This is a genomic window from Rhodanobacter koreensis, from assembly GCF_054782855.1.
The window spans coordinates 326,433-344,973 of sequence record NZ_BAAGRR010000012.1 but is presented as its reverse complement, the minus strand read 5'-3'; the positions used below and the strand labels follow the sequence as shown (position 1 = coordinate 344,973).

The 18,541-nt window shown below is 65.8% G+C and carries 15 protein-coding genes; 7 read left to right on the top strand and 8 right to left on the bottom strand.

Features of this window, described 5'->3' with window-relative positions; genetic code table 11:
- Nucleotides 1-8 precede the first annotated feature (8 nt).
- Entirely contained in the window at nucleotides 9-1,028 is a 1,020-nt protein-coding gene (ltaE, locus tag ACYVKM_RS15090) for a low-specificity L-threonine aldolase (RefSeq protein ID WP_460878437.1), read from the bottom strand.
- A 167-nt stretch (nucleotides 1,029-1,195) separates the two neighbouring features.
- Between ltaE and ACYVKM_RS15085 the strand changes: the two genes are divergently transcribed.
- Nucleotides 1,196-2,986, top strand: coding sequence for a glucan ABC transporter ATP-binding protein/ permease (locus ACYVKM_RS15085; protein ID WP_460878436.1), 1,791 nt, complete (start codon nucleotides 1,196-1,198; stop codon nucleotides 2,984-2,986).
- Nucleotides 2,987-3,014: 28 nt separating this feature from the next.
- On the opposite strand, the gene lptG is transcribed toward ACYVKM_RS15085, so the two are convergent.
- Together lptG and lptF are read right to left on the bottom strand one after the other, a co-directional pair.
- Nucleotides 3,015-4,115, bottom strand: coding sequence for an LPS export ABC transporter permease LptG (gene lptG / locus ACYVKM_RS15080; protein ID WP_460878435.1), 1,101 nt, complete (start codon nucleotides 4,113-4,115; stop codon nucleotides 3,015-3,017).
- Nucleotides 4,112-5,221 carry an LPS export ABC transporter permease LptF gene (gene lptF / locus ACYVKM_RS15075; protein WP_460878434.1) on the bottom strand — a complete coding sequence of 370 codons (1,110 nt, stop codon included), beginning with the start codon at nucleotides 5,219-5,221 and terminating at the stop codon, nucleotides 4,112-4,114. The genes lptG and lptF overlap by 4 nt, the downstream gene beginning before the upstream one ends.
- Nucleotides 5,222-5,320: 99 nt before the next feature.
- Here lptF and ACYVKM_RS15070 point away from each other — a divergent pair, with 99 nt between their 5' ends.
- Nucleotides 5,321-6,808 (top strand): leucyl aminopeptidase, encoded by a 1,488-nt coding sequence (locus ACYVKM_RS15070; RefSeq protein ID WP_460878433.1) that lies wholly within the window; start codon nucleotides 5,321-5,323, stop codon nucleotides 6,806-6,808.
- A gap of 13 nt (nucleotides 6,809-6,821) precedes the next feature.
- Nucleotides 6,822-7,244 (top strand): DNA polymerase III subunit chi, encoded by a 423-nt coding sequence (locus ACYVKM_RS15065; protein ID WP_460878432.1) that lies wholly within the window; start codon nucleotides 6,822-6,824, stop codon nucleotides 7,242-7,244.
- Between the two features lies 1 nt (nucleotide 7,245).
- Here ACYVKM_RS15065 and ACYVKM_RS15060 read toward each other — a convergent pair whose 3' ends face one another.
- The gene (locus ACYVKM_RS15060) at nucleotides 7,246-10,854 is read right to left on the bottom strand and encodes a hybrid sensor histidine kinase/response regulator (RefSeq protein WP_460878431.1); all 3,609 of its coding nucleotides are present in this window, start codon (nucleotides 10,852-10,854) and stop codon (nucleotides 7,246-7,248) included.
- A 133-nt stretch (nucleotides 10,855-10,987) separates the two neighbouring features.
- Between ACYVKM_RS15060 and ACYVKM_RS15055 the strand changes: the two genes are divergently transcribed.
- Complete coding sequence (locus ACYVKM_RS15055) at nucleotides 10,988-12,454, top strand: GTPase (RefSeq protein ID WP_460878430.1); 1,467 nt, start codon at nucleotides 10,988-10,990, stop codon at nucleotides 12,452-12,454.
- Nucleotides 12,455-12,537: 83 nt separating this feature from the next.
- On the opposite strand, the gene ACYVKM_RS15050 is transcribed toward ACYVKM_RS15055, so the two are convergent.
- The 3 genes from ACYVKM_RS15050 to ubiH are packed head-to-tail and all read right to left on the bottom strand — an operon-like array spanning nucleotide 12,538 to nucleotide 15,828.
- A complete protein-coding gene (locus ACYVKM_RS15050; protein ID WP_460878429.1) occupies nucleotides 12,538-13,332 on the bottom strand; it encodes a dienelactone hydrolase family protein in 795 nt (264 codons plus the stop codon).
- Between the two features lie 58 nt (nucleotides 13,333-13,390).
- Nucleotides 13,391-14,602 carry a UbiH/UbiF/VisC/COQ6 family ubiquinone biosynthesis hydroxylase gene (locus tag ACYVKM_RS15045; protein ID WP_460878428.1) on the bottom strand — a complete coding sequence of 404 codons (1,212 nt, stop codon included), beginning with the start codon at nucleotides 14,600-14,602 and terminating at the stop codon, nucleotides 13,391-13,393.
- Nucleotides 14,599-15,828 (bottom strand): 2-octaprenyl-6-methoxyphenyl hydroxylase, encoded by a 1,230-nt coding sequence (gene ubiH / locus ACYVKM_RS15040; protein ID WP_460878427.1) that lies wholly within the window; start codon nucleotides 15,826-15,828, stop codon nucleotides 14,599-14,601. The genes ACYVKM_RS15045 and ubiH overlap by 4 nt, the downstream gene beginning before the upstream one ends.
- Nucleotides 15,829-15,915: 87 nt before the next feature.
- On the opposite strand from ubiH, the gene ACYVKM_RS15035 reads away from it, so the two are divergent.
- The 3 genes from ACYVKM_RS15035 to ACYVKM_RS15025 are packed head-to-tail and all read left to right on the top strand — an operon-like array spanning nucleotide 15,916 to nucleotide 18,048.
- On the top strand, nucleotides 15,916-16,527 hold the full coding sequence (locus ACYVKM_RS15035; protein WP_460878426.1) for a hypothetical protein: 612 nt from the start codon (nucleotides 15,916-15,918) through the stop codon (nucleotides 16,525-16,527).
- 19 nt (nucleotides 16,528-16,546) lie between these two features.
- Nucleotides 16,547-17,119, top strand: coding sequence for a cob(I)yrinic acid a,c-diamide adenosyltransferase (locus ACYVKM_RS15030; protein ID WP_460878425.1), 573 nt, complete (start codon nucleotides 16,547-16,549; stop codon nucleotides 17,117-17,119).
- A gap of 8 nt (nucleotides 17,120-17,127) precedes the next feature.
- Complete coding sequence (locus ACYVKM_RS15025; protein ID WP_460878424.1) at nucleotides 17,128-18,048, top strand: histone deacetylase family protein; 921 nt, start codon at nucleotides 17,128-17,130, stop codon at nucleotides 18,046-18,048.
- Between the two features lie 60 nt (nucleotides 18,049-18,108).
- Here the strand turns inward: ACYVKM_RS15025 and msrB are convergent, their stop codons facing one another.
- Complete coding sequence (msrB, locus tag ACYVKM_RS15020; protein WP_460878423.1) at nucleotides 18,109-18,510, bottom strand: peptide-methionine (R)-S-oxide reductase MsrB; 402 nt, start codon at nucleotides 18,508-18,510, stop codon at nucleotides 18,109-18,111.
- Nucleotides 18,511-18,541 lie beyond the last annotated feature (31 nt).

Sequence of the window (18,541 nt, the reverse complement as noted above, 5' to 3'; positions counted from 1 at the left end):
ACGGCACTTCAGCGGCGATTGAAGAATGCCGCGAAGGCATCGACCGTACGCTCGACACCGCCGTCATCGATATCCAGATGCGTCACCAGCCGCAGCGTAGGCAGATAGCCGATGCTTATGCGGATGCCCGCTTCTTTCAGATGGACGTCCAGTTCGCGCAACCGTTCGGCCGGCACATCGACGAACACCATGTTGGTGTATTGCCCGAGCAGGTCGATGCCGGCGACCTCGCGCAGGCGACCGGCCAGATACGCCGCGCGCCGGTGATCCTCGGCCAGTCGGGCGACATGATGATCCAGCGCATGCAGGCCTGCCGCCGCAAGGATGCCGGCCTGGCGCCAGCCGCCGCCGGTCACCTTGCGCCAGCGGCGCGCCTTGTCGATCAGCGCATGCGAACCGACCAGCACCGAACCGACCGGCGCGCCGAGCCCTTTTGACAGGCAGATCGATACGGTATCGAAATGCCGCGCGATCTCCCGCGCCGGCACATCGCAGGCCACTGCCGCGTTGTACAGGCGCGCGCCGTCCAGATGCAGCCCCAATCCGTGCGAACGGGCCACATCATGCGCGGCTGTCAGGTAATCCAGTGGCAGCGTACGACCGTGCCAGGTGTTCTCCAAGGCCAGCACACGGGTGCGCGCGAAGTGCGGATCGACCGGCTTGATCGCTGCCTCGATGCGTTCCAGCGGCAGGCTGCCATCCGCCGCCTGCACGATCGGCTGCGGCTGGATCGAGCCAAGCACGGCTGCTCCGCCGCCCTCGAACTTGTAGGTATGCGCATCCATGCCGACCAGATACTCGTCACCGCGTTCGCAATGTGCCAACAGCGCCAGCAGGTTGGACTGCGTACCGCTGGGGACGAACAAGCCTGCATCAAAACCGAGCTCGTCAGCCAACCGCTGCTGCAGCGCATTGACCGTGGGGTCCTCGCCGTAGACGTCATCGCCGACCTCCGCGGCCAGCATCGCCGCGCGCATCGCGGGGGTCGGGCGGGTCACGGTGTCGCTGCGCAGGTCGATCACATCCACGGCATATCCTCTCGTTCGGGCAACCGCATCAGCTTGATCGGTCACGCCGACGCGGGCAAGCCGTCGTCGCGACAAACACCGGCTGAAGGGCCCGATTCAGCCGGGCAGCAGTAGTAGCATGGCGAAATTCGCAGCGTGCCATCACGCATCCATGGGGTTCTGTCGTCGTGTCCATCCTGCGTCTCTACATGCGCGTGCTTGGGCTGCTCGCGCCCGAACGGAAGCTGGCGATCACACTGGCGCTGGCCAATCTCGCGCTGGCCGGCGTGTACTTCCTCGAGCCGATGCTGTTTGGCCGCGTGGTCGATGCCCTCGCGGCACCGGATGCCAGCCACGCGCCGCGATTGATCGCGCTGTGGGCGCTGGCCGGCTTCGGTGGCGTGCTGGCCAGCGTATGGGTATCGCTGCATGCCGACCGGCTCGCGCATCGGCGTCGACTGGCCGCGATCGCCGCATTCTTCGAACATGCCGCGGCACTGCCGCTGGCGTTCCACGGCGAACATCACACCGGGCGGCTCGCGCGGATCATGAACAACGGCGTCAGCAACCTGTTCAACCTGTGGCTGAGCTTCTTCCGCGAACACCTCGCCACCTTGCTGTCGATCTTCGTGATGATCCCGATCGCGCTGGCGATGAACTGGAAGCTGGCCCTGCTGATGATCTCGTTGATGGTCATTTTCGCCGTATCCAATGCGGTCGCAGTGCAACGCACGCACAAGGCGCAGGGCGAGGTGGAGGAACTGCACCACGAGATCGCCACGCGCGCCGGCGACGTGTTCGGCAATGTCACCGTGGTGCAGAGCTTCACCCGCCTCAGCGCCGAAGCCGCCGCGCTGAAGGAGATGATGACGCGCGTGCTGGCGGCGCAGTATCCGGTGCTGCGCGGCTGGGCGATCCTGTCGGTGCTGAACCGGGCAGCCAGCACGCTGACCATCGTGGCGATCTTCGCACTCGGCACCACCTTGCATGCGCGCGGCGAAGTGACGGTGGGTGGCATCGTCAGCTTCGTCGGCTTTTCGCTGATGTTGATCGGCCGACTGGAGCAGTTCGCCAGCTTCATCTCCGGCCTGTTCTTCCAGACCCAGTCGTTGCACGACTACTTCTTCGTGCTCGACCAGCGCCCGGCGATCGTCGAGGCACCCGACGCGATCGAGCTGCCGCGCGTGCGCGGCGAAGTGGTGTTCGACCAGGTCAGCTTCGGCTACGACCCGGTGCAGCCGGCGCTGCACGGGCTTAGCTTCCGTGCTGCCGCCGGCAGCACGATCGCCCTAGTCGGCCCGACCGGCGCCGGCAAGACCACCGCACTCAGCCTGCTTTACCGCGCCTACGATCCGTCCAGCGGACACATCAGCATCGATGGACATGACATCCGTGCGGTCACGCTCGATTCGCTGCGCCAGAACATCGGCGTGGTATTCCAGGATCCGGGCATGTTCTATCGCTCGATCCTGGACAACCTGCGCGTGGGCAAGCCCGATGCCGACCTCGCCGAGATCGAGCAGGCCGTCGCCGCGGCCGAAGCGGCCACGTTCATCGCCAACAAACCGGAAGGGCTGGAGACCCTCGTTGCCGAACGCGGCCGCTCACTGTCCGGTGGCGAGCGCCAGCGCCTGGCGATCGCCCGCGCCATGCTGAAGGATGCGCCGATCCTGGTACTCGACGAGGCCACCAGCGCACTCGACAACGCCACTGAGGCACGCATCCAGCGCGCCCTGGATACGCTGACCCAGGGCCGTACCACCTTCGTGATCGCACACCGGCTGTCCACCGTGCGCAACGCCGACTTGATCCTGGTGCTGGATCAGGGGCGACTGGTCGAAGAAGGGCGCTTCGATGAGCTGATTGAACACGGCGGCCTGTTCGCGCAACTGGCCCAGGACGGCAAGTTCGCACCGGATGCGCAGGCGATCACCAACGTCGACATCGAAACCCCCGAATCACTCGCCATGCTGGATTAGGTCGTCGCAGTGAGCCCGCCCGAAATCATCAGGCATGCTTGCGGAAATAAAGCCACGCCGCCAATGCCAGGACCATGGCCGGCAGCAGATTGGCCACCAGCGGCGGAATACCGTAGACCGTACCGAAGCTGACCATCGCCTTCTGCAGGAAATACCAGCCGATCGCCAGCAACATGCCGAGAAACATGCGCTTGCCCAGACCGCCCGAACGCAACGCACCGAATGCGAATGGCATCGCGCACAGCACCAGCACCAGCACGTTCAACGGATATAGCGCACGTCCCCAGAACGCAACGGCGTACACGCCCGGGCTTTCGCCATTGGTTTCCAGATAGAGCATGTTGCGACGCAGGTCGCGCATGGCCAGATATTGCGGCTGGATCAATGACTGCTCCAGCACACTCGGATCGAGTCGTGACTCCCAATGCTCGTTGACTGCCGTGGTGGTGTGCGTGCCATGCTCGTCCAGCGTGGTACTGCGTACCTGATCGAACACCCATTGCTTGCCATTGTGCTCGGCCGTCTTGGCCCAGTCGAAACGGCTCAGCTGCCCGTCTGGCGTCAGGGTGAACACCCGAACGTCTGCCAGTTGTATCGCATCATGCCCGTTCACCTGCCGCAGCAGACTGCTCTTGGCATTGATGAAGCGATCGCCATCGCGCGCCCACAAACCGCTGCTGGTCGAACCGATACTGCCTGACGATTTCAGGCGAAGGTCCATCGCCTGTGCCTGCTGGTCGCCCCATGGCGCGGCGGTTTCGCCCAGGATTACCACTCCGACCATCAATACCGCCACGATACCGACCGCAGATGTCGCGATACGCAGCTTGGACATGCCGGTCGCACGCAATGCGGTCAACTCGCCGGTGGCGGCCAGGCCACCCAGCCCGAGCAGACCACCGATCAGCGCCGCATTGCCGAACATCTCGTAAAGCCGCCGCGGCGTGGTGACGAGTATGTACACGATCGCGTTGGTCAACGTGTAACCGTTCTTGCCGATGTTGCCGAGCTGCTGCAGGAAATGCAGCACCGCATCGAAGCCGGTGAGTACCAGCCAGACCATCATCAACGAACTGAGCACGGTGATGCCGACCAGCCAGTCAACACGCTTGATCCGCATGGCACTCATCGGGCCACCGCCCTGCTCGGTTTGCGCGCGACATACTGGCTGCGGAACATCCAGGCAGCGAACGCGAAGACCAGCAGGCTCACGATCCACATCGGCGTGGCATGGTGCCAGTGACCCTTGGCAAGCTGTCCGCGACAAAGCGCCAGCAGCAGGTAATACACATAGAAACTGAGCACCGCCAGCAACAGACGGCCGAAACGCGGCTCACGCGGACTCTGCCGCGACAACGGCAGTGCCAGCATCAACAACACCAGGCTCATGGCTGGCGCAATGGTGCGCCAGGCAAATTCGGCGCGCGCGTCGGCGTTGTCAGCGCCCCATAACGCTGAGGTATCCAGGCTCGCCGCGGGATCCTCGGTCGTGCTGTCGGATTGCACATTGGACAGCGACGTGTCGTTGCGCTCGTACTGCATCTTGCGCCAGTTGTCGGCACCCAGCGGGATCTCGTATTGCCAACCGTTGTAGATCGCCAGGAAACGGTCGGTGCCGCTGCTTTCCTGATACATCTGGCCGTGCTTGCCGGTGATCAGCTTGATCTTGCGGGTGCCGTCCTTGTCGGTACGCTCGGCGGCAATGAAGGTATTGCCGAGCACGCTGCCGTCACGGCTCAGGGTGTCGACAAAGATGATGCCCCCCCGGTTCGGAAGTGGCGTGAAGCGGCCCGCATCGAGGCCAGCAGCGATCACCGAACGGTTCGCCGCCGACACCAGCGCGTCGGAAGTGCGGTAAGCCCATGGGCCGAGCCACAGCGACACCACCGCCACCAACACCGCCACCAACACCGCCAACAGCGTCATCGGTCGCAGCAGGCCGCTTGCCCCCATACCGGAAGAAGCCAGCACGTGCATCTCGCTTTCGCGATACATGCGGCCGAGGCCATACAACGCGCCAAGGAAGGCCGAGAGTGGCAGCAGGGTGGGCAGCCCCTCGATCATGTTCAGGCCCAGCACCTGGAACATCACGCTGGCCGGGAAGCTGCCGTTGGCCACCTGCTTCAGCACCTGCGCAAAGGTGGTGCCGGACATGATGGCCAGCAGCACAATCGCGGTGGCGAGCATGGTCTGCCCCAGCTCGCGCAGGAAATAGCGGTCGAGAATGCTCAGCATGCGATAAACTTGTCCGCTTGATCCATTCGGCCGATCGGGCCGACAAACCACAAGTCTAGCCTGTCCGGCCATGGCCGGGCTCATGCAGGAACCATCGCGATGACACTCCAGTTCAGCCTCGGCACCGCCGCCCCCGAAACCGTCGATGCCGCCTGCGTACTGGTCGGCGTGTACGAACACGGCATGCTGACCAGCGCCGCCGCACGGGTGGACAGCGCCACCGGTGGCCTGATCAAGCGTCAGGTGGAGAGTGGTGACATCAGCGGCAAGGCCGGCAGCACCACCCTGCTGTTTGCGCCGGCCGGGGTGACGGCGAAGCGCGTACTGGTGGTCGGGCTGGGTTCGCAGAAATCGTTCGACGCGGCCCGTTTCCAGAAGGTCAACATCGAAGCGGCGCGTGCCGTGGGCAAGCTGCCGCTCGCCGATGCGGTGTCCTATCTGACCGAAGTGGACGTGCCGGGCCACGACAGCGCCTGGCGCGTGCGCGCCGCCGCCCTGGCGAGCGATCACGCCGCCTACCGTTACACCGCCACGTTCAAGCCGCGCGACAAGAGCAAGCAGCCGGAACTCGGCTCGCTCATCTTCGCCGCCGGCGACGAAGCGCAGGGCGGCCTCGACCAGGCGCTTGCGATCGCCGAAGGCGTGCGTTTCGCCCGCGACCTGGCGAACCTGCCGCCGAACATCTGCAACCCGAGCTACATCGCCGGGCAGGCACAGGCCTTTGCCGCAGGCAGGGACAAGGTCAGCTGCAAGGTGCTCGACGAGGTCGAGATGGAAAGGCTCGGCTTCGGCTCGCTGCTGGCGGTAGGCCGCGGCTCGGTCAACAAGCCCCGGCTGATCGTGCTGGAGTACAAGGGTGGCAACGAGGGCGACAAGCCCTACGCATTCGTCGGCAAGGGGGTCACGTTCGACTCCGGCGGCATCAGCCTGAAGCCCGGTGCCGGCATGGAAGAGATGAAGTTCGACATGGGTGGCGCCGCCGGCGTACTCGGTGCATTCGTGGCCGCCGTGCAGATGGGCCTGAAGCTCAACCTGGTCTGCGTGGTGCCGAGCGTGGAGAACATGCCCGACGGTGACAGCTACCGCCCCAGTGACGTGCTGACCAGCCTGTCCGGCCTGACCATCGAAGTGCTCAACACCGATGCCGAAGGCCGCCTGATCCTGTGCGACGCGCTGACCTACACCGCACAGACGTTCCAGCCGCATACGCTGATCGATGCCGCCACGCTCACTGGCGCCTGTGTCATCGCTCTCGGCAAGCACGCCACCGGCCTGATGAGCAAGCACGATGATCTCGCCGCCGAACTACTCACCGCCGGCGAGCAGACGCTTGATCGTGCCTGGCGCCTGCCGTTGTGGGACGACTACCAGGCACAGCTCGACTCGGGTTTCGCCGACGTCGCCAACATCGGCGGCAAGAGTGCCGGTGCGATCACTGCTGCCTGCTTCCTGTCGCGCTTCACCGACGGTCAACGCTGGGCCCATCTGGATATCGCCGGCACCGCCTGGGACGAAGGTCGCAAGGGTCTGGCGACCGGGCGGCCGGTTGCATTGCTGGCGCAGTGGCTGATCGACCGCGCAGGCTGAGTAACGTCACTCGATGCCACGCGCCGACTTCTACCTGATCGACAAGCCGCGCTTTCGCGAGCAGCCCCTGCTGCTGGTCTGCGAGCTGGCGAAGAAGGCGTTCGCATCGCAGCAGCCAACGCTGATCCTGACCCGCGACTATGCGCAAGCCGAGGCGCTCGATGAGCTGCTGTGGGCATTCGACGACGATGCGCTGATTCCGCATCAGCTGGCCGGCGACGACGACGACGCGCAGACCGCCGTACTGATCGTGCCGCCAGGCATCGACAGCGAGGACCGTCCGCTGGTGATCAACCTGCGCGAGAACTGCCCTGGCGGTCGCTGTCAGCGCGTGCTGGAAGTGGTGGCTGCCGACCCGGCCGAGCGCGATGGTTCGCGCACGCGCTGGCGCGAATACCAGCAGCGCGGTTTCGAACTTTACAAGAACGACATGTAGCTCAGGCGCAACCGGAGACGGGCGGCACGGCGGTCACCACGACCTGGGACAGCGCATCGGCCAGCTGTTCACCAGTCAATGGCTTGCGCAGGAATCCATCCATACCCGCCGCCCGGGCGTGCGCCTCGTCCTCGCCGCCGGAGCGCGCAGTCACCGCCACGATCGGCACATTGCAACCCTCAGATTCGCGCAGCCGGATCAGCCGGGCGACCTGGAAGCCGTCGACACCAGGCAGATCCAGATCCAGCAGGATCGCGTCGAATTGTCCCTGTTCCAGCTCAGCCAGCGCGGCGAGGCCGTTGACGACGTGCACCACGGCATGCCCCTGCCGTTGCAACAGCCCACAGATGACGGCGGCGACGATCGCATCGTCCTCCACCAGCAGCAGGCGGTGACAACGATCGTCGCTCACATGCGCCGGCATGAGCGCCGACGAGGCCGTCGGGACCGGTGCATGCAGTGGCAGGCGCACATGAAACGTGCTGCCGTGCCCGAGCTGCGACTGCAGCTCGATGCTGCCGCCCATCATGCCCACCAGTTCGCGGCAGATCGCCAGTCCCAACCCGCTGCCTGCACGACGCTGCGGACCGTCTTCCTGCTCGAAGCGCTGGAACAGCCGCGCCTGGCTGGCTTCGGGAATGCCGGGCCCGGTGTCGCTGATGCTGAATCGCAGATCTTCGCCGGCCCGTTGCGCGTGCAGGGTCACGCTGCCGCGTTCGGTGAACTTCAACGCATTGTTCGCCAGGTTCAGCAGCACCTGCTTGATGCGTATCGCATCGCCGACTACCAGCGCCGGCAGATCGTCGGCGATTTCCAGCTCGAAGCGAACATGTCTGGACTGCGCCAGCCCGCGTTCCAGCTGCGCCACTTCCCTCACCAGCTGGCGCGGATCGAAGGGCGCCGATTCCAGCTCCAGTTTGCCGGCCTCGATGCGCGCCAGATCCAGCGCATCGTTGAGGAGTTTCAGCAGCATGCTGCCGGAGCGCTGCATGGCATCCGCGTAGTCATGCTGCTGCTGATTGAGCGGCGTACTTTGCAGCAGTTCGGCCATGCCCATCACACCGGTCATCGGCGTGCGGATCTCGTGACTGAGCGTGGCCAGGAACTGGGTCTTGGCCGCGCTGGCCTGCTCGGCCAGGCTGCGACGCTGTTCGGCCAGTTGGATCCGGTGACGCTGCGCCAGCCGGCGACGCCACGCCAACAGGATCATCCACACCACCCATGCCAGCAGCAGGACATAGACCAGCCACGCCCACCAGCGCATCCACGGCGGTGCCTGCACGTGGATGCGCAGTGGTGTGGACTGATGCGTCCAGACACCACGCGCACCGGATGCCATCACGTCCAGCGCATAGTCACCGGCACCCAGTCCGGTGAAATCCCGCTCGCCGCGGCTGCCGGTATCGACCCAGCCATTGTCGAAACCGCTCAGCCGGAAACGGTAATGATTGGCGGATGGATCCACATAGGAAAACACGCGTGCCTCGACCGTGAGCTGGCTATCCTGCCAGCCGATCTCCAGCGGCCGTTCGCTGATCGGCAACGTTTGCGTCACGCCATGGCGGCGCACACTGACATGGGTGATCGCCAACTCGGGCTGACCCACTTGCGGGCTGACCCGATCCGGATCGAAGGCCATCACGCCGCCGAGGGTGGCCGCGTAGATGTAGCCGCCGGGCATGTAGGCGAAACCACGGGAGAACTCGCCATTGGTCAAGCCATCCTGCAGACCGAACGAGCGGAATCGTCCCGTACCCGGATCGAAGTACCACAGACCGTCATGGCCGAAGACCCACACGCGCCCCACCGCGTCCACGTGCAGGTCGGTGACATTGACCGAAGGCCAGCCGTGCGCCGCGTCGATACGCCGATCCAGCACCAATCCGTTTCCGCTGTAACGGTAGAACGCCAGCCCGTCTGCGTTCGCTATCCACATGCCATCCTTGCCGAAATCGAACGCATCGACCGATTGCCCGACTGGCCCGCCGGGCACCATCTCGAAGCGATCATGGGCGGCGTTCAAGCGCAGCATGCCGCCGTCGCTGGCGTACCAGAAGATACCATTCTTCAGGGTCATCTGGCTGCCCCACAACACCTTGTCGCCCGGTCCGTCCATGGGAATCCGCACCACCGCCAGCGTCTCGGGATCGATGCGGAACACTCCACGGCCAAACGTGCGCACATACATCTGACCATCCGGGCCGGGTTCGACCTCCAGTGGACGCTGCATCAACGCACCTCCCGGATCGACCTGTTCGACCTTCCCGTCCGTGACGCGGTACAACGCACCCTGCACGGCCACCCACATGCGCTGCCTGGCGTCCTCGGTCATGCCGATCACATCGCCATGCAGACCGGACAGCACATGCTCGACCCGGCCACTCAGCGGATCGAGCCGGTCGATCCGGCCACCACGCTCGCCAACCCAGACGTGACGACCATCCTTGCCGCGCGCCATGGTCGTGGCGACCGAATCGCGCAGGCTGGTGGGATCGTCGGGAATATGGGTGAACCGGCTGAACCGGTTCCAGCCCGGTGCCAGATAGGCCACGCCGCCATCGAACAGGACCGCCCACAGGCCACCTTCGCGATCGACCATGAGCTGCCATACCCAGCTGCCCGGCAGGTTGCCGTAGAGCGCCGGCTGATCGGTCACCGCGGTCACCGGGCCATCCGTCCGTGCCTGCAGGAACAGGCCTTTCTGCGTACCGATCCACAAGCGGCCCGCGTTGTCGCGGACACTGCCCATCACATTGGTGGAGGGGATCACCGACGCGGCAAAACGGTGTGCCAGGCCGTCCTTGCCGATGATCACCAGGCCATCCGTGACGGCAATGCGCACCTCGTCGCCATCACCTTCGATGCGCCATGCGTCCATCGTCTGCTTCGGGTCCTCCGGCAACACACGTCGTATCTGCCCATCGGCCTCACGCACGAACACACCGTGGCTGCTGCCGATCCACAGCCGCTGCTGCGGATCGGCGTACAGGGCGGCAACCGTGCCGAAATCCGCAGGCTGCGCACCCAGCAGCGGATTGACCACATGCTCGAAGCCACGTTCGTCCGGTCGCAAGTGATCCAGGCCACCCTCGCTGCCGACCCACAGGCTGCCATCGGCGGTCTGCGCGATGGCCCATACGCGATCACTGGCGAGGCTGGCGGGATCGGCCGGATCATGCCCCCAGTGCAGGAACCGGTCGGTGGCAGGGATGTAGCGATTCAAACCCGCATTAAGGCCCGCGGCCCACAAGCGCCCCTGCCGGTCGATCTGCAGCGTCGCAATGCCGTTGTTGAACAGTGAGCCCGGATCGTTCTCGGCGTGACGGAACACCTTGAACTCGACGCCATCGAAACGCGCCAGTCCACCCTTGGTGCCGAACCAGATCGCGCCATCGCGATCCTGCACCACTGCATAGACATTGGTACTGGGCAGACCGTCGGCCACGCTGTAGCGCCTGAACTGCGGTGTCGGCAGCGGATCGGCCCGCGCCGCGGGTGTCGCAACAGTTACCGGAGCCGTCGGAGCCGGCACTGGAGTCGCAGGCATCGCCGGCACGGGCACGGAGGCACCCAGCAAGACCAGCATACCCAGCAGAAAAACCGCCCCCATGAGTCCCCTTCATGCTCCCGGTCAGACGCCGCAATCCACCGGCATCGGGCGCGGATCCCGGCCCGTGTCCCCGATCATGCCAAAACCGGCAGCCTGCGGCGAGCACGGAAACCCACCCGCTACACTTGCCGCCATGTCCCGTCGACCGCGATTGCTGTTTACTGCACTGGCTGTAGCCGCGCTGCTGTGGCTGCTGTTTGCGGCTGCCGAACGTGCGCTGGCGCTGGCACAACGATTCCTGGCGTTGCCGACATGGCTGCAATGGACCCTGGGCGGCGTACTCGTGCTGTTCGCCGCCGCCGGCCTGATGGTGCTGTGGTGGCTGCTGCGCCCGCGACGGCGGCGGCGCGCCGTGCCGGCCCCCGATCGCAGCAGCCTGGAGCAACGCATCGGCCAGCTGCGCGAGCGCGGCGCGGATACCGGTGCGCTCGCCTCCGAACTTGGCGAACTCGACCGCCGCCGTGCCAGCGCCCGCGTCTACGTGGCGCTGTTCGGCGAAATCTCCACCGGCAAGTCCAGCCTGATCCGTGCACTGGCGCCCCATGCCCATGTCACCAGCGATATACGCGGCGGCACGACCCGTGAAGTCGGTCATTACGATAGCGAACTGCCGGGCGGCCGCATGCTGGTGCTCGCGGATGTGCCCGGCAGTCGCGAGACGGGTGGCGAGGTGCATGAAACCCTGGCTCGCGAGGAGGCTCTGCGCGCCCACGCTGTCGTTTATCTATGCGCCGGTGATCTCAACCGCAGCCAGGCTGACGAGATGCAATGGCTCGCCGATTTCGGCAAGCCATTGCTGTTGGTGTTGAACAAGGCCGACCAGTGGACACCGGCTGAACGCGAACAGCTGCTGGGTCGCCTGCGCCAGCAGTCACGCGGCATCGCCGACGCGGTGCTGGCGATCAGTGCCGGCGGCAGCGAGCGTTACCAGCGCCAGCTCGTCGATGGCAGCACCGAGTCAGTCGAACGCCAGCGCAAACCCGCGATCGAACCGTTGCTGCAGGCACTCGACCGGCTCACCGCACCGGGCGCCGAAGGGCTGGAGGATCTGCGCGAACACGCGGTGCTGGCCGGCCTGCATGAACGCACCGGCGCGCTGGAGATTCAGACCCGGGCCGATGAGGCGCAACGCATCGTGCGCAAGTACGCCCGCCGCGCCATCGTCGGCGCCCTGGCCGCGATCGCGCCGGGCAGCGACCTGGTGATCCAGGGGGTGCTCGCCACCGGTCTCACCCGTGCCCTTGCCGAGTTGTATGGCGTGAAAATCAGCGACGTGCAGATCGAGGACTTCGTGCAGCAGGCCAGACTGACCCTGCGCACCGGCAGCTCGATCGTGCTGGCCGTCGCCGGCAACGCGCTGAAAGCCTTCCCTGGCCTCGGCACACTCGGTGGCGGCGTGCTGCATGCTTTCGCCTATGCGCTGATCTTCGACAGCATGGGCCGCGCACTGGCCGCCTCGTTCGCCGAACGTCACACGCTGGATCAGCACGATGCCGGCGCCCGCCTGAAGGAACTGCTTGCCGACGCCGGCAGTACGCGGCTGCGCCAACTGGCGGCGCTGACGATGGATGCGATGCGCGAACGCGACAAGGCCGATTGATTCAACCGGCTTCGCGGGCCAGCGCAACTTCGAGGCCACGTGCAATTGAATTTCGAGAGCCACTTCAGTCGCTCCCGCCTGCATCACGGTGTCCCGGCAAAAGCCGCCCGCAACCAGTCGTGCATCAGCCTGTAACTGCGTGCGGCGGCACGTGCGTCGTAGCGGCAGCCCGGCGAATTCTCGCCCACTTCGGTGAAGCAGTGCACGGCATGGCCGATGACCACGAACTGCCAGTCGGCCGGACTGCTACGCATCTCGTCCATGAACTTGTCCGCGTCCGGCATGGTGCCCTTGTCGTCGGCACCGTTCATCGCCAGCACGCGTGCCTTGATGTTCTTTGCCAGCGATGGATTGTCGGTAGAGAGACCGCCATGGAAGGACACCACGGCGGCGATATCCGCGCCACTGCGAGCCAGATCCAGCACCGCCGAGCCACCGAAGCAGAAGCCGATCGCAGCCAGCTTGCCGGTATCGATCGGCGCGCTGGCCGCCTGCGCCTTCAGCTGGGCCAGTGCCTCGCTCATCCGCTTGCGCATCAGCGTGCGATCGCCATACAGCGGCTTCACCGCGGCCTGCGCCTGCTCGGCATTACCTTGCTGCGGGCGCACGCTGGCGCCATACATGTCGGTGAGCAGGATCACGTAATCCCTGCCGGCGATCATCTCGGCCTTCTGCACGGCCGCGTCATTGATGCCATACCAGTTCGGCACCATCACCAGGCCGGGCCGCTTTGCCGCGCTCGCATCGTCGTAGACCAGCACACTGTGGAAGCGCGTGCCATCCAGCGTCCATTCGACCGGGCGCTGCACCATCTTCGCCTGCGTGGCAAAACTGAAACTGATCAGCAACAGCAGACAGCCAAGTCGGATGATGCGCATGTGTTGAATCCTCCGGTGGGTTTGCAGATGCTTCCCCTGCAGGCAGGGGAAGAGAAACTCAAAATCCTGCCGCGTGCTCCGAAATGCGCCGCTTCAATGGCACCAGATGGTCAAGCAGGCGCACGCCCAGCCCGCGGGCAGTGACCAGCGCCGGCGACTGCCACGCATAGATCCGCGCCAGTGCATCGAAGCCCAGCGCATCGAGCGTATCGGCACTGCGCCGGCGGCGAGCGTATCGGCGCAACACGTGTTCGGCGCCGATGTCCCGACCGGCGGTACGCGCAGCGAGCAAGGTATCGCGCAGCTCGACCACGTCGCGCAGACCCAGGTTCACGCCCTGTCCGGCCAGCGGATGCACGGCATGCGCGGCATCCCCCAGCAGCACGAAGCGTTCCGACTGATAACGCTCGGCCAGCTGCAGCTTCAGCGGGAACGCGGCGCGCGGTGTGGTCGCGACGATCCGGCCCAATCGGAAATCGCTGGCCACGCCGAGTTCATCGAGGAAGGCCTGTTCGTCCAGCGCCAGCACACGCCGGGCTTCGGCTTCGGGCAGCGACCACACGATCGAGCTGCGCCCGTCGGTCAGCGGCAACAATGCCAGCGGCCCACTTGGCAGGAAGCGCTGCCACGCCGTGCTTTCGTGCGGCCGCTCGGTACGTACATGCGCCACCACCGCACGTTGCGCGTAGTCACGGCCGCGCGTGCCGATGCCGGCCAGCTGGCGCAGCGGCGAGGCCACGCCATCGGCGGCCACCAGCAGCGCGGCAGCCAATGTCCCGCCATCGGCCAGTTCCAGCTGAATACGATCCTCGCGCGCCTCGAAGCCTTTCACCTCGGCCGGGCACAGGCGGCGCACGCCAGCCGCTTCCAGCGCCTGCCAGAGCGTCCACTGCACCAGATTGTTCTCGACGATGTAGCCAAGCAGGTCGCGCCCTTCACGGGCGGCATCGAAGTCGATCGCCGCCCCGCTCCCGGCATCCCATACGTGCATGTGAGCATATGGGCCCGCGCGCGCATCGCGTATGGACGTCCAGACGCCCAGATCATCCAGCAGCGCCAGTGACGACGGTGCCAGGCCGACCACGCGCAGATCCACTTCGTCTTCCGCGTTCCACGCCGTCGGCGCACGCGCCTCCAGCAATGTGGCGCTGAAGCCGGCGCGTGCCAGCGCCAGTGCAGCGGCTGCACCAACCATCCCGCCGCCCACCACGGCAATATCCAGCGGCGACGCGCGGCGGCGGACCGAGGCTTCCTGCGCCGGTGTATTCACGGCAGCCGCTCCAGCACCGCCAGCGGCGGCTCGCCGCGAAAACCCATGCCACGCCGCGCCAGTGCACGTTGCAGTGGCGGCACGCGATCGCAGGCCAGCAGGGCCAGCGAGCGGAACGGCGCCAGCAGCGGTTGCGGGAGGCAGGCCAGCTGCACCAGACCATGACTCATCGCCATGGTGCCTTCGCGATCCGGCGCACGTCGCGCGGCATAGCGTTCCAGCAGGCCGGAGGCTCCCGGGTCGGGAGCCGCTGCCACCAGTTCGGCCAGTGTCAGCGCGTCACGCAAGCCCAGATTGAAACCTTGCGCACCGATCGGATGTACGGTCTGCGCGGCATTGCCGACCAGCACCGCACGCGGCCCGGTCAACTGCCGTGCGGCCACGCGATGAATGGCAAACGGATGACGCTTGCCGGGTCGACTCAATCGACCCAGACGCCAGCCGAAACGCCGTTGCGCCAATTCGATGAAGGCCGCATCGTCCAGTGCGGCGACCGCATCCGCCTCGTCGGCAGCCACCGTGAGCACGAGCCCGCAGCGACGTTCGGCCAACGGCAGCAAGGCGATCGGACCGGCATCGGCGAAGCGTTCATAAGCGCAATTGGCATGATCACGTTCCGGCGTGATCGTGCACACGAACAGCGTCTGCCTGTAATCGTGCCGCTCGGCGTCGATGCCGAGTTGTGCACGCACGAACGAGCCGGTGCCGTCGGCACCCACCAGCAGTGGCGTGTCGATGTTGCGGACGCCGTCGGCGCTGCGGACCTGCGCACGCCAGCCCTCGGCCAGCGGTTGCAGCGCTGACACCGTGGCCGGTGCGAGCCGGGTCAGCCGGGTACATTCGTCCAGCCGGTGCAGCAGGGCCGCGCCGAGTTCTCGTGCCGGCAAGGTCCAGCCCAGCGCGTCGACGCCTTGTCGGTCCGCATCGATGCGCGCACTGCCGAATTCGCCGGCACGGCTGACACGGATATGCCGGATCGGCGTGGCACGTGCGGCGGCATGACGCCATACGCCGATCGCGTCGAGTCCGTTTACGGTAGCCCGTGCCAGTGCAAGGTTGCGTTCGTCGTAACTGGGCTGGGCGTCGATGCGTGGCGCGGCGGTTTCGATCAGGGTGGCCGCGATACCGGCCACATCCAGCGCGATCGCCAGGCTGGCACCGACCAGACCACCACCGATGATCAGGACGCCGGATTCGTTCGAGGCAGGAGATGCTGGGGCATTCATGCCGTGATGATACGCGTCGAGACTGCCTTCGTCGCAGTGCATTGGGCTAGACTAGCGACCTGTTCAGACGCCCACATGGAATCCCTCATGGTCAAGACACTGACCCAACGCCTCGGCATCCTCCTGGCGCTCGCCCTGGTGATGGCAGTCACCCGCGAGCATCATTCGCTGCTGCATCATTTCGATGCGCTGCCGGATGCCTCCTGGGGCATTTTCTTCCTGGCCGGCTTCTGGTTGCGTGGGGCCGGCCGCTGGGCATTCCCGCTGCTGATGGCCGAGGCGGTGCTGATCGACTATCTGGTGATCAACGGCCAGGGCATCGACTTCTGGAGCCACTACTGCGTATCGATGGCCTACTGGTTCCTGATCCCCTCGTACTTCAGCCTGTGGCTGGGCGGCAGCTGGCTGGCGAAGCACCAGCTCGGCCTGCGCCTGCCCACGCTGGGACTCGCCCTGGTCGCACTGATCGTGAGCTGGGCCGCGTGCTACCTGCTCTCCAATGGCAGCTTCTACTGGCTCAGCAACAGCGTGCCGCTGCCACGCAGCTTCGGCAGCTGGTTTGCCAACCTGGGAGACTGGTACCTGCCCTTCCTGCAGACCACCGCCCTGTATGTCGGTATCGGCGCCGTGCTGCACGTGCTGGCCATCCAGTTGGGTCGCGCCTTGAAGCATGCCGACCAACCCGATCTGCCGCGCTGAAGCGACACGCTGACCAGCGATGGGCAATCGCCTCTCGAAAATCTATACGCGCACCGGTGACGACGGCAGCACCGGCCTGGGTGATGGTTCGCGGGTAGCCAAGGATTCGCTGCGCGTGGCCGCATACGGCACGGTAGATGAGCTGAACAGCGCGATCGGCATGGTCTTGGCTGCCGATGGCGTCAATTCCGCGGTGGTCGATGTGCTCGGCCAGGTGCAGCACGCCCTGTTCGATCTCGGCGGTGAACTGTGCATTCCCGGCATGGCGATGATCGAGGATGCCGACATCGAGCGGCTGGAACAGGTGCTGGATGGCTTCAACGATCCATTGCCGGCGCTGAAGGATTTCATCCTGCCGGGCGGTGGCATGGCTGCCGCGTGCTGCCATCTGGCACGCACCGTATGCCGCCGCGCCGAACGCGAGGTGATCGCGCTGGCACGGGCCGAGACGGTGCGCCCGCAGGTGCAGCGTTATCTCAACCGGCTGTCCGATCTATTGTTCGTGATCGCGCGCGTGCTGGCGCGCGCCAGCGGCCACGGCGAAGTGCTCTGGCAACACGAGCGCCGCCGCAAGCCGCAGCCTGCCGGATAAACCGCCGCATGCTGCGGCTGTATACCCATCCTGCCTGCCTGCAGCATGATCCCGGGCCGGGCCATGCCGAGCAACCGGCCCGACTGCGCGCGGTGCTGCAGGCACTGGATCACGACCGCCACGCCGCACTCGACCGGATCGAGGCGCCCCGGGCCTCCCGCGAGCAGCTGCTGCGGGTGCATTCTTCCGAGCATGTCGACCGGATCCTGGCCAGCGCACCGCAACAGGGCACGGAATGGCTGGACGCGGACACCGCGATGTCGCCTGGGTCGACCGAGGCCGCCCTGCGCGCTGCCGGTGCCATGGTGGCCGCGGTGGATGCCGTGCTGTCCGGCGCAACCCGGCACGCGTTCTGCGCCGTGCGACCACCCGGCCACCATGCGACACGCGACCAGGCCATGGGTTTCTGCCTGTTCAACAATATCGCCGTGGGCGCCGCTCATGCGCTGGCCATGCACGGCCTGAAACGGGTGGCGATAGCCGACTTCGACGTGCACCACGGCAATGGCACGCAGGCCATCTTCGAACGCGAGCCACGGGTGCTGTTCACCTCCAGCCACCAGTCGCCGCTCTACCCGGGCAGTGGGCGCGAGGACGAACGCGGGGTTGGCAATATCGTCAACGGCACGCTGTCGCCCGGCGCGGGTTCACACGAATTCCGCGAGCTGTGGGATGGCGTGCTGCTGCCTCGGCTGCATGCGTTCAAGCCGCAGCTGGTGCTGGTCTCGGCCGGCTTCGATGCGCACCGCAACGATCCGCTGGCGGATATACGGCTGGGGCAGGAAGACTACGCCTGGATCACCGAGCGCCTGGTGGCGCTGGCCGGCACGCACGCCGGTGGCCGACTGATCTCCACGCTGGAAGGCGGTTACGACCTCGTCGCGCTGGCCGCCTGCGTGAGCGCGCATGCAGCTGCGCTTGATGATTAACGCCCCGCTTATCCATGCATTTTCTCACCGCGACTGCACGGGAAACCCTGACAAGAGCACTTACAAAGCCGGCTCGAACCCCAGTGCCATTGAATTGATGCAGTAGCGCAGTCCGGTCGGCCCGGGGCCGTCAGGAAACACGTGGCCCAGGTGCGAATCGCAGTGCGCGCAGCGGGCCTCGATGCGTTGCATGCCATGGCTGTTGTCGTCATGGCTGGCCACGGCGGCGGGAATCAATGGTTGGAAGAAACTGGGCCAACCCGAACCTGCGTCGTACTTGCTGTCCGAGCCGAACAATCGCGCGCCGCAGGCCGCACAGGTGTAGGTACCGGCTTCCTGATGGCGATACCACTTTCCGCTGAAGGGTGGCTCGGTGGCCGAACAGCGGCACACTGCGTACTGCTCCGGGGTCAGCTCGGCGCGCCACTCTGCGTCGGTCCTGCTCAATTTCTGCCCACCCATGCTGAATCCTCTCACTGCCCGGATAAAGGTT

What these genes read in the sequence shown, in the direction of transcription:
- lptG (WP_460878435.1), bottom strand. Translation starts at nt 4,115, where the DNA reads ATGAGTGCCATGCGGATCAAGCGTGTTGACTGGCTGGTCGGCATCACC.
- lptF (WP_460878434.1), bottom strand. Translation starts at nt 5,221, where the DNA reads ATGCTGAGCATTCTCGACCGCTATTTCCTGCGCGAGCTGGGGCAGACC.
- ACYVKM_RS15070 (WP_460878433.1), top strand. Translation starts at nt 5,321, where the DNA reads ATGACACTCCAGTTCAGCCTCGGCACCGCCGCCCCCGAAACCGTCGAT.
- ACYVKM_RS15065 (WP_460878432.1), top strand. Translation starts at nt 6,822, where the DNA reads ATGCCACGCGCCGACTTCTACCTGATCGACAAGCCGCGCTTTCGCGAG.
- ACYVKM_RS15060 (WP_460878431.1), bottom strand. Translation starts at nt 10,854, where the DNA reads ATGGGGGCGGTTTTTCTGCTGGGTATGCTGGTCTTGCTGGGTGCCTCC.
- ACYVKM_RS15055 (WP_460878430.1), top strand. Translation starts at nt 10,988, where the DNA reads ATGTCCCGTCGACCGCGATTGCTGTTTACTGCACTGGCTGTAGCCGCG.
- ACYVKM_RS15050 (WP_460878429.1), bottom strand. Translation starts at nt 13,332, where the DNA reads ATGCGCATCATCCGACTTGGCTGTCTGCTGTTGCTGATCAGTTTCAGT.
- ubiH (WP_460878427.1), bottom strand. Translation starts at nt 15,828, where the DNA reads ATGAATGCCCCAGCATCTCCTGCCTCGAACGAATCCGGCGTCCTGATC.
- ACYVKM_RS15035 (WP_460878426.1), top strand. Translation starts at nt 15,916, where the DNA reads ATGGTCAAGACACTGACCCAACGCCTCGGCATCCTCCTGGCGCTCGCC.
- ACYVKM_RS15030 (WP_460878425.1), top strand. Translation starts at nt 16,547, where the DNA reads ATGGGCAATCGCCTCTCGAAAATCTATACGCGCACCGGTGACGACGGC.
- ACYVKM_RS15025 (WP_460878424.1), top strand. Translation starts at nt 17,128, where the DNA reads ATGCTGCGGCTGTATACCCATCCTGCCTGCCTGCAGCATGATCCCGGG.
- msrB (WP_460878423.1), bottom strand. Translation starts at nt 18,510, where the DNA reads ATGGGTGGGCAGAAATTGAGCAGGACCGACGCAGAGTGGCGCGCCGAG.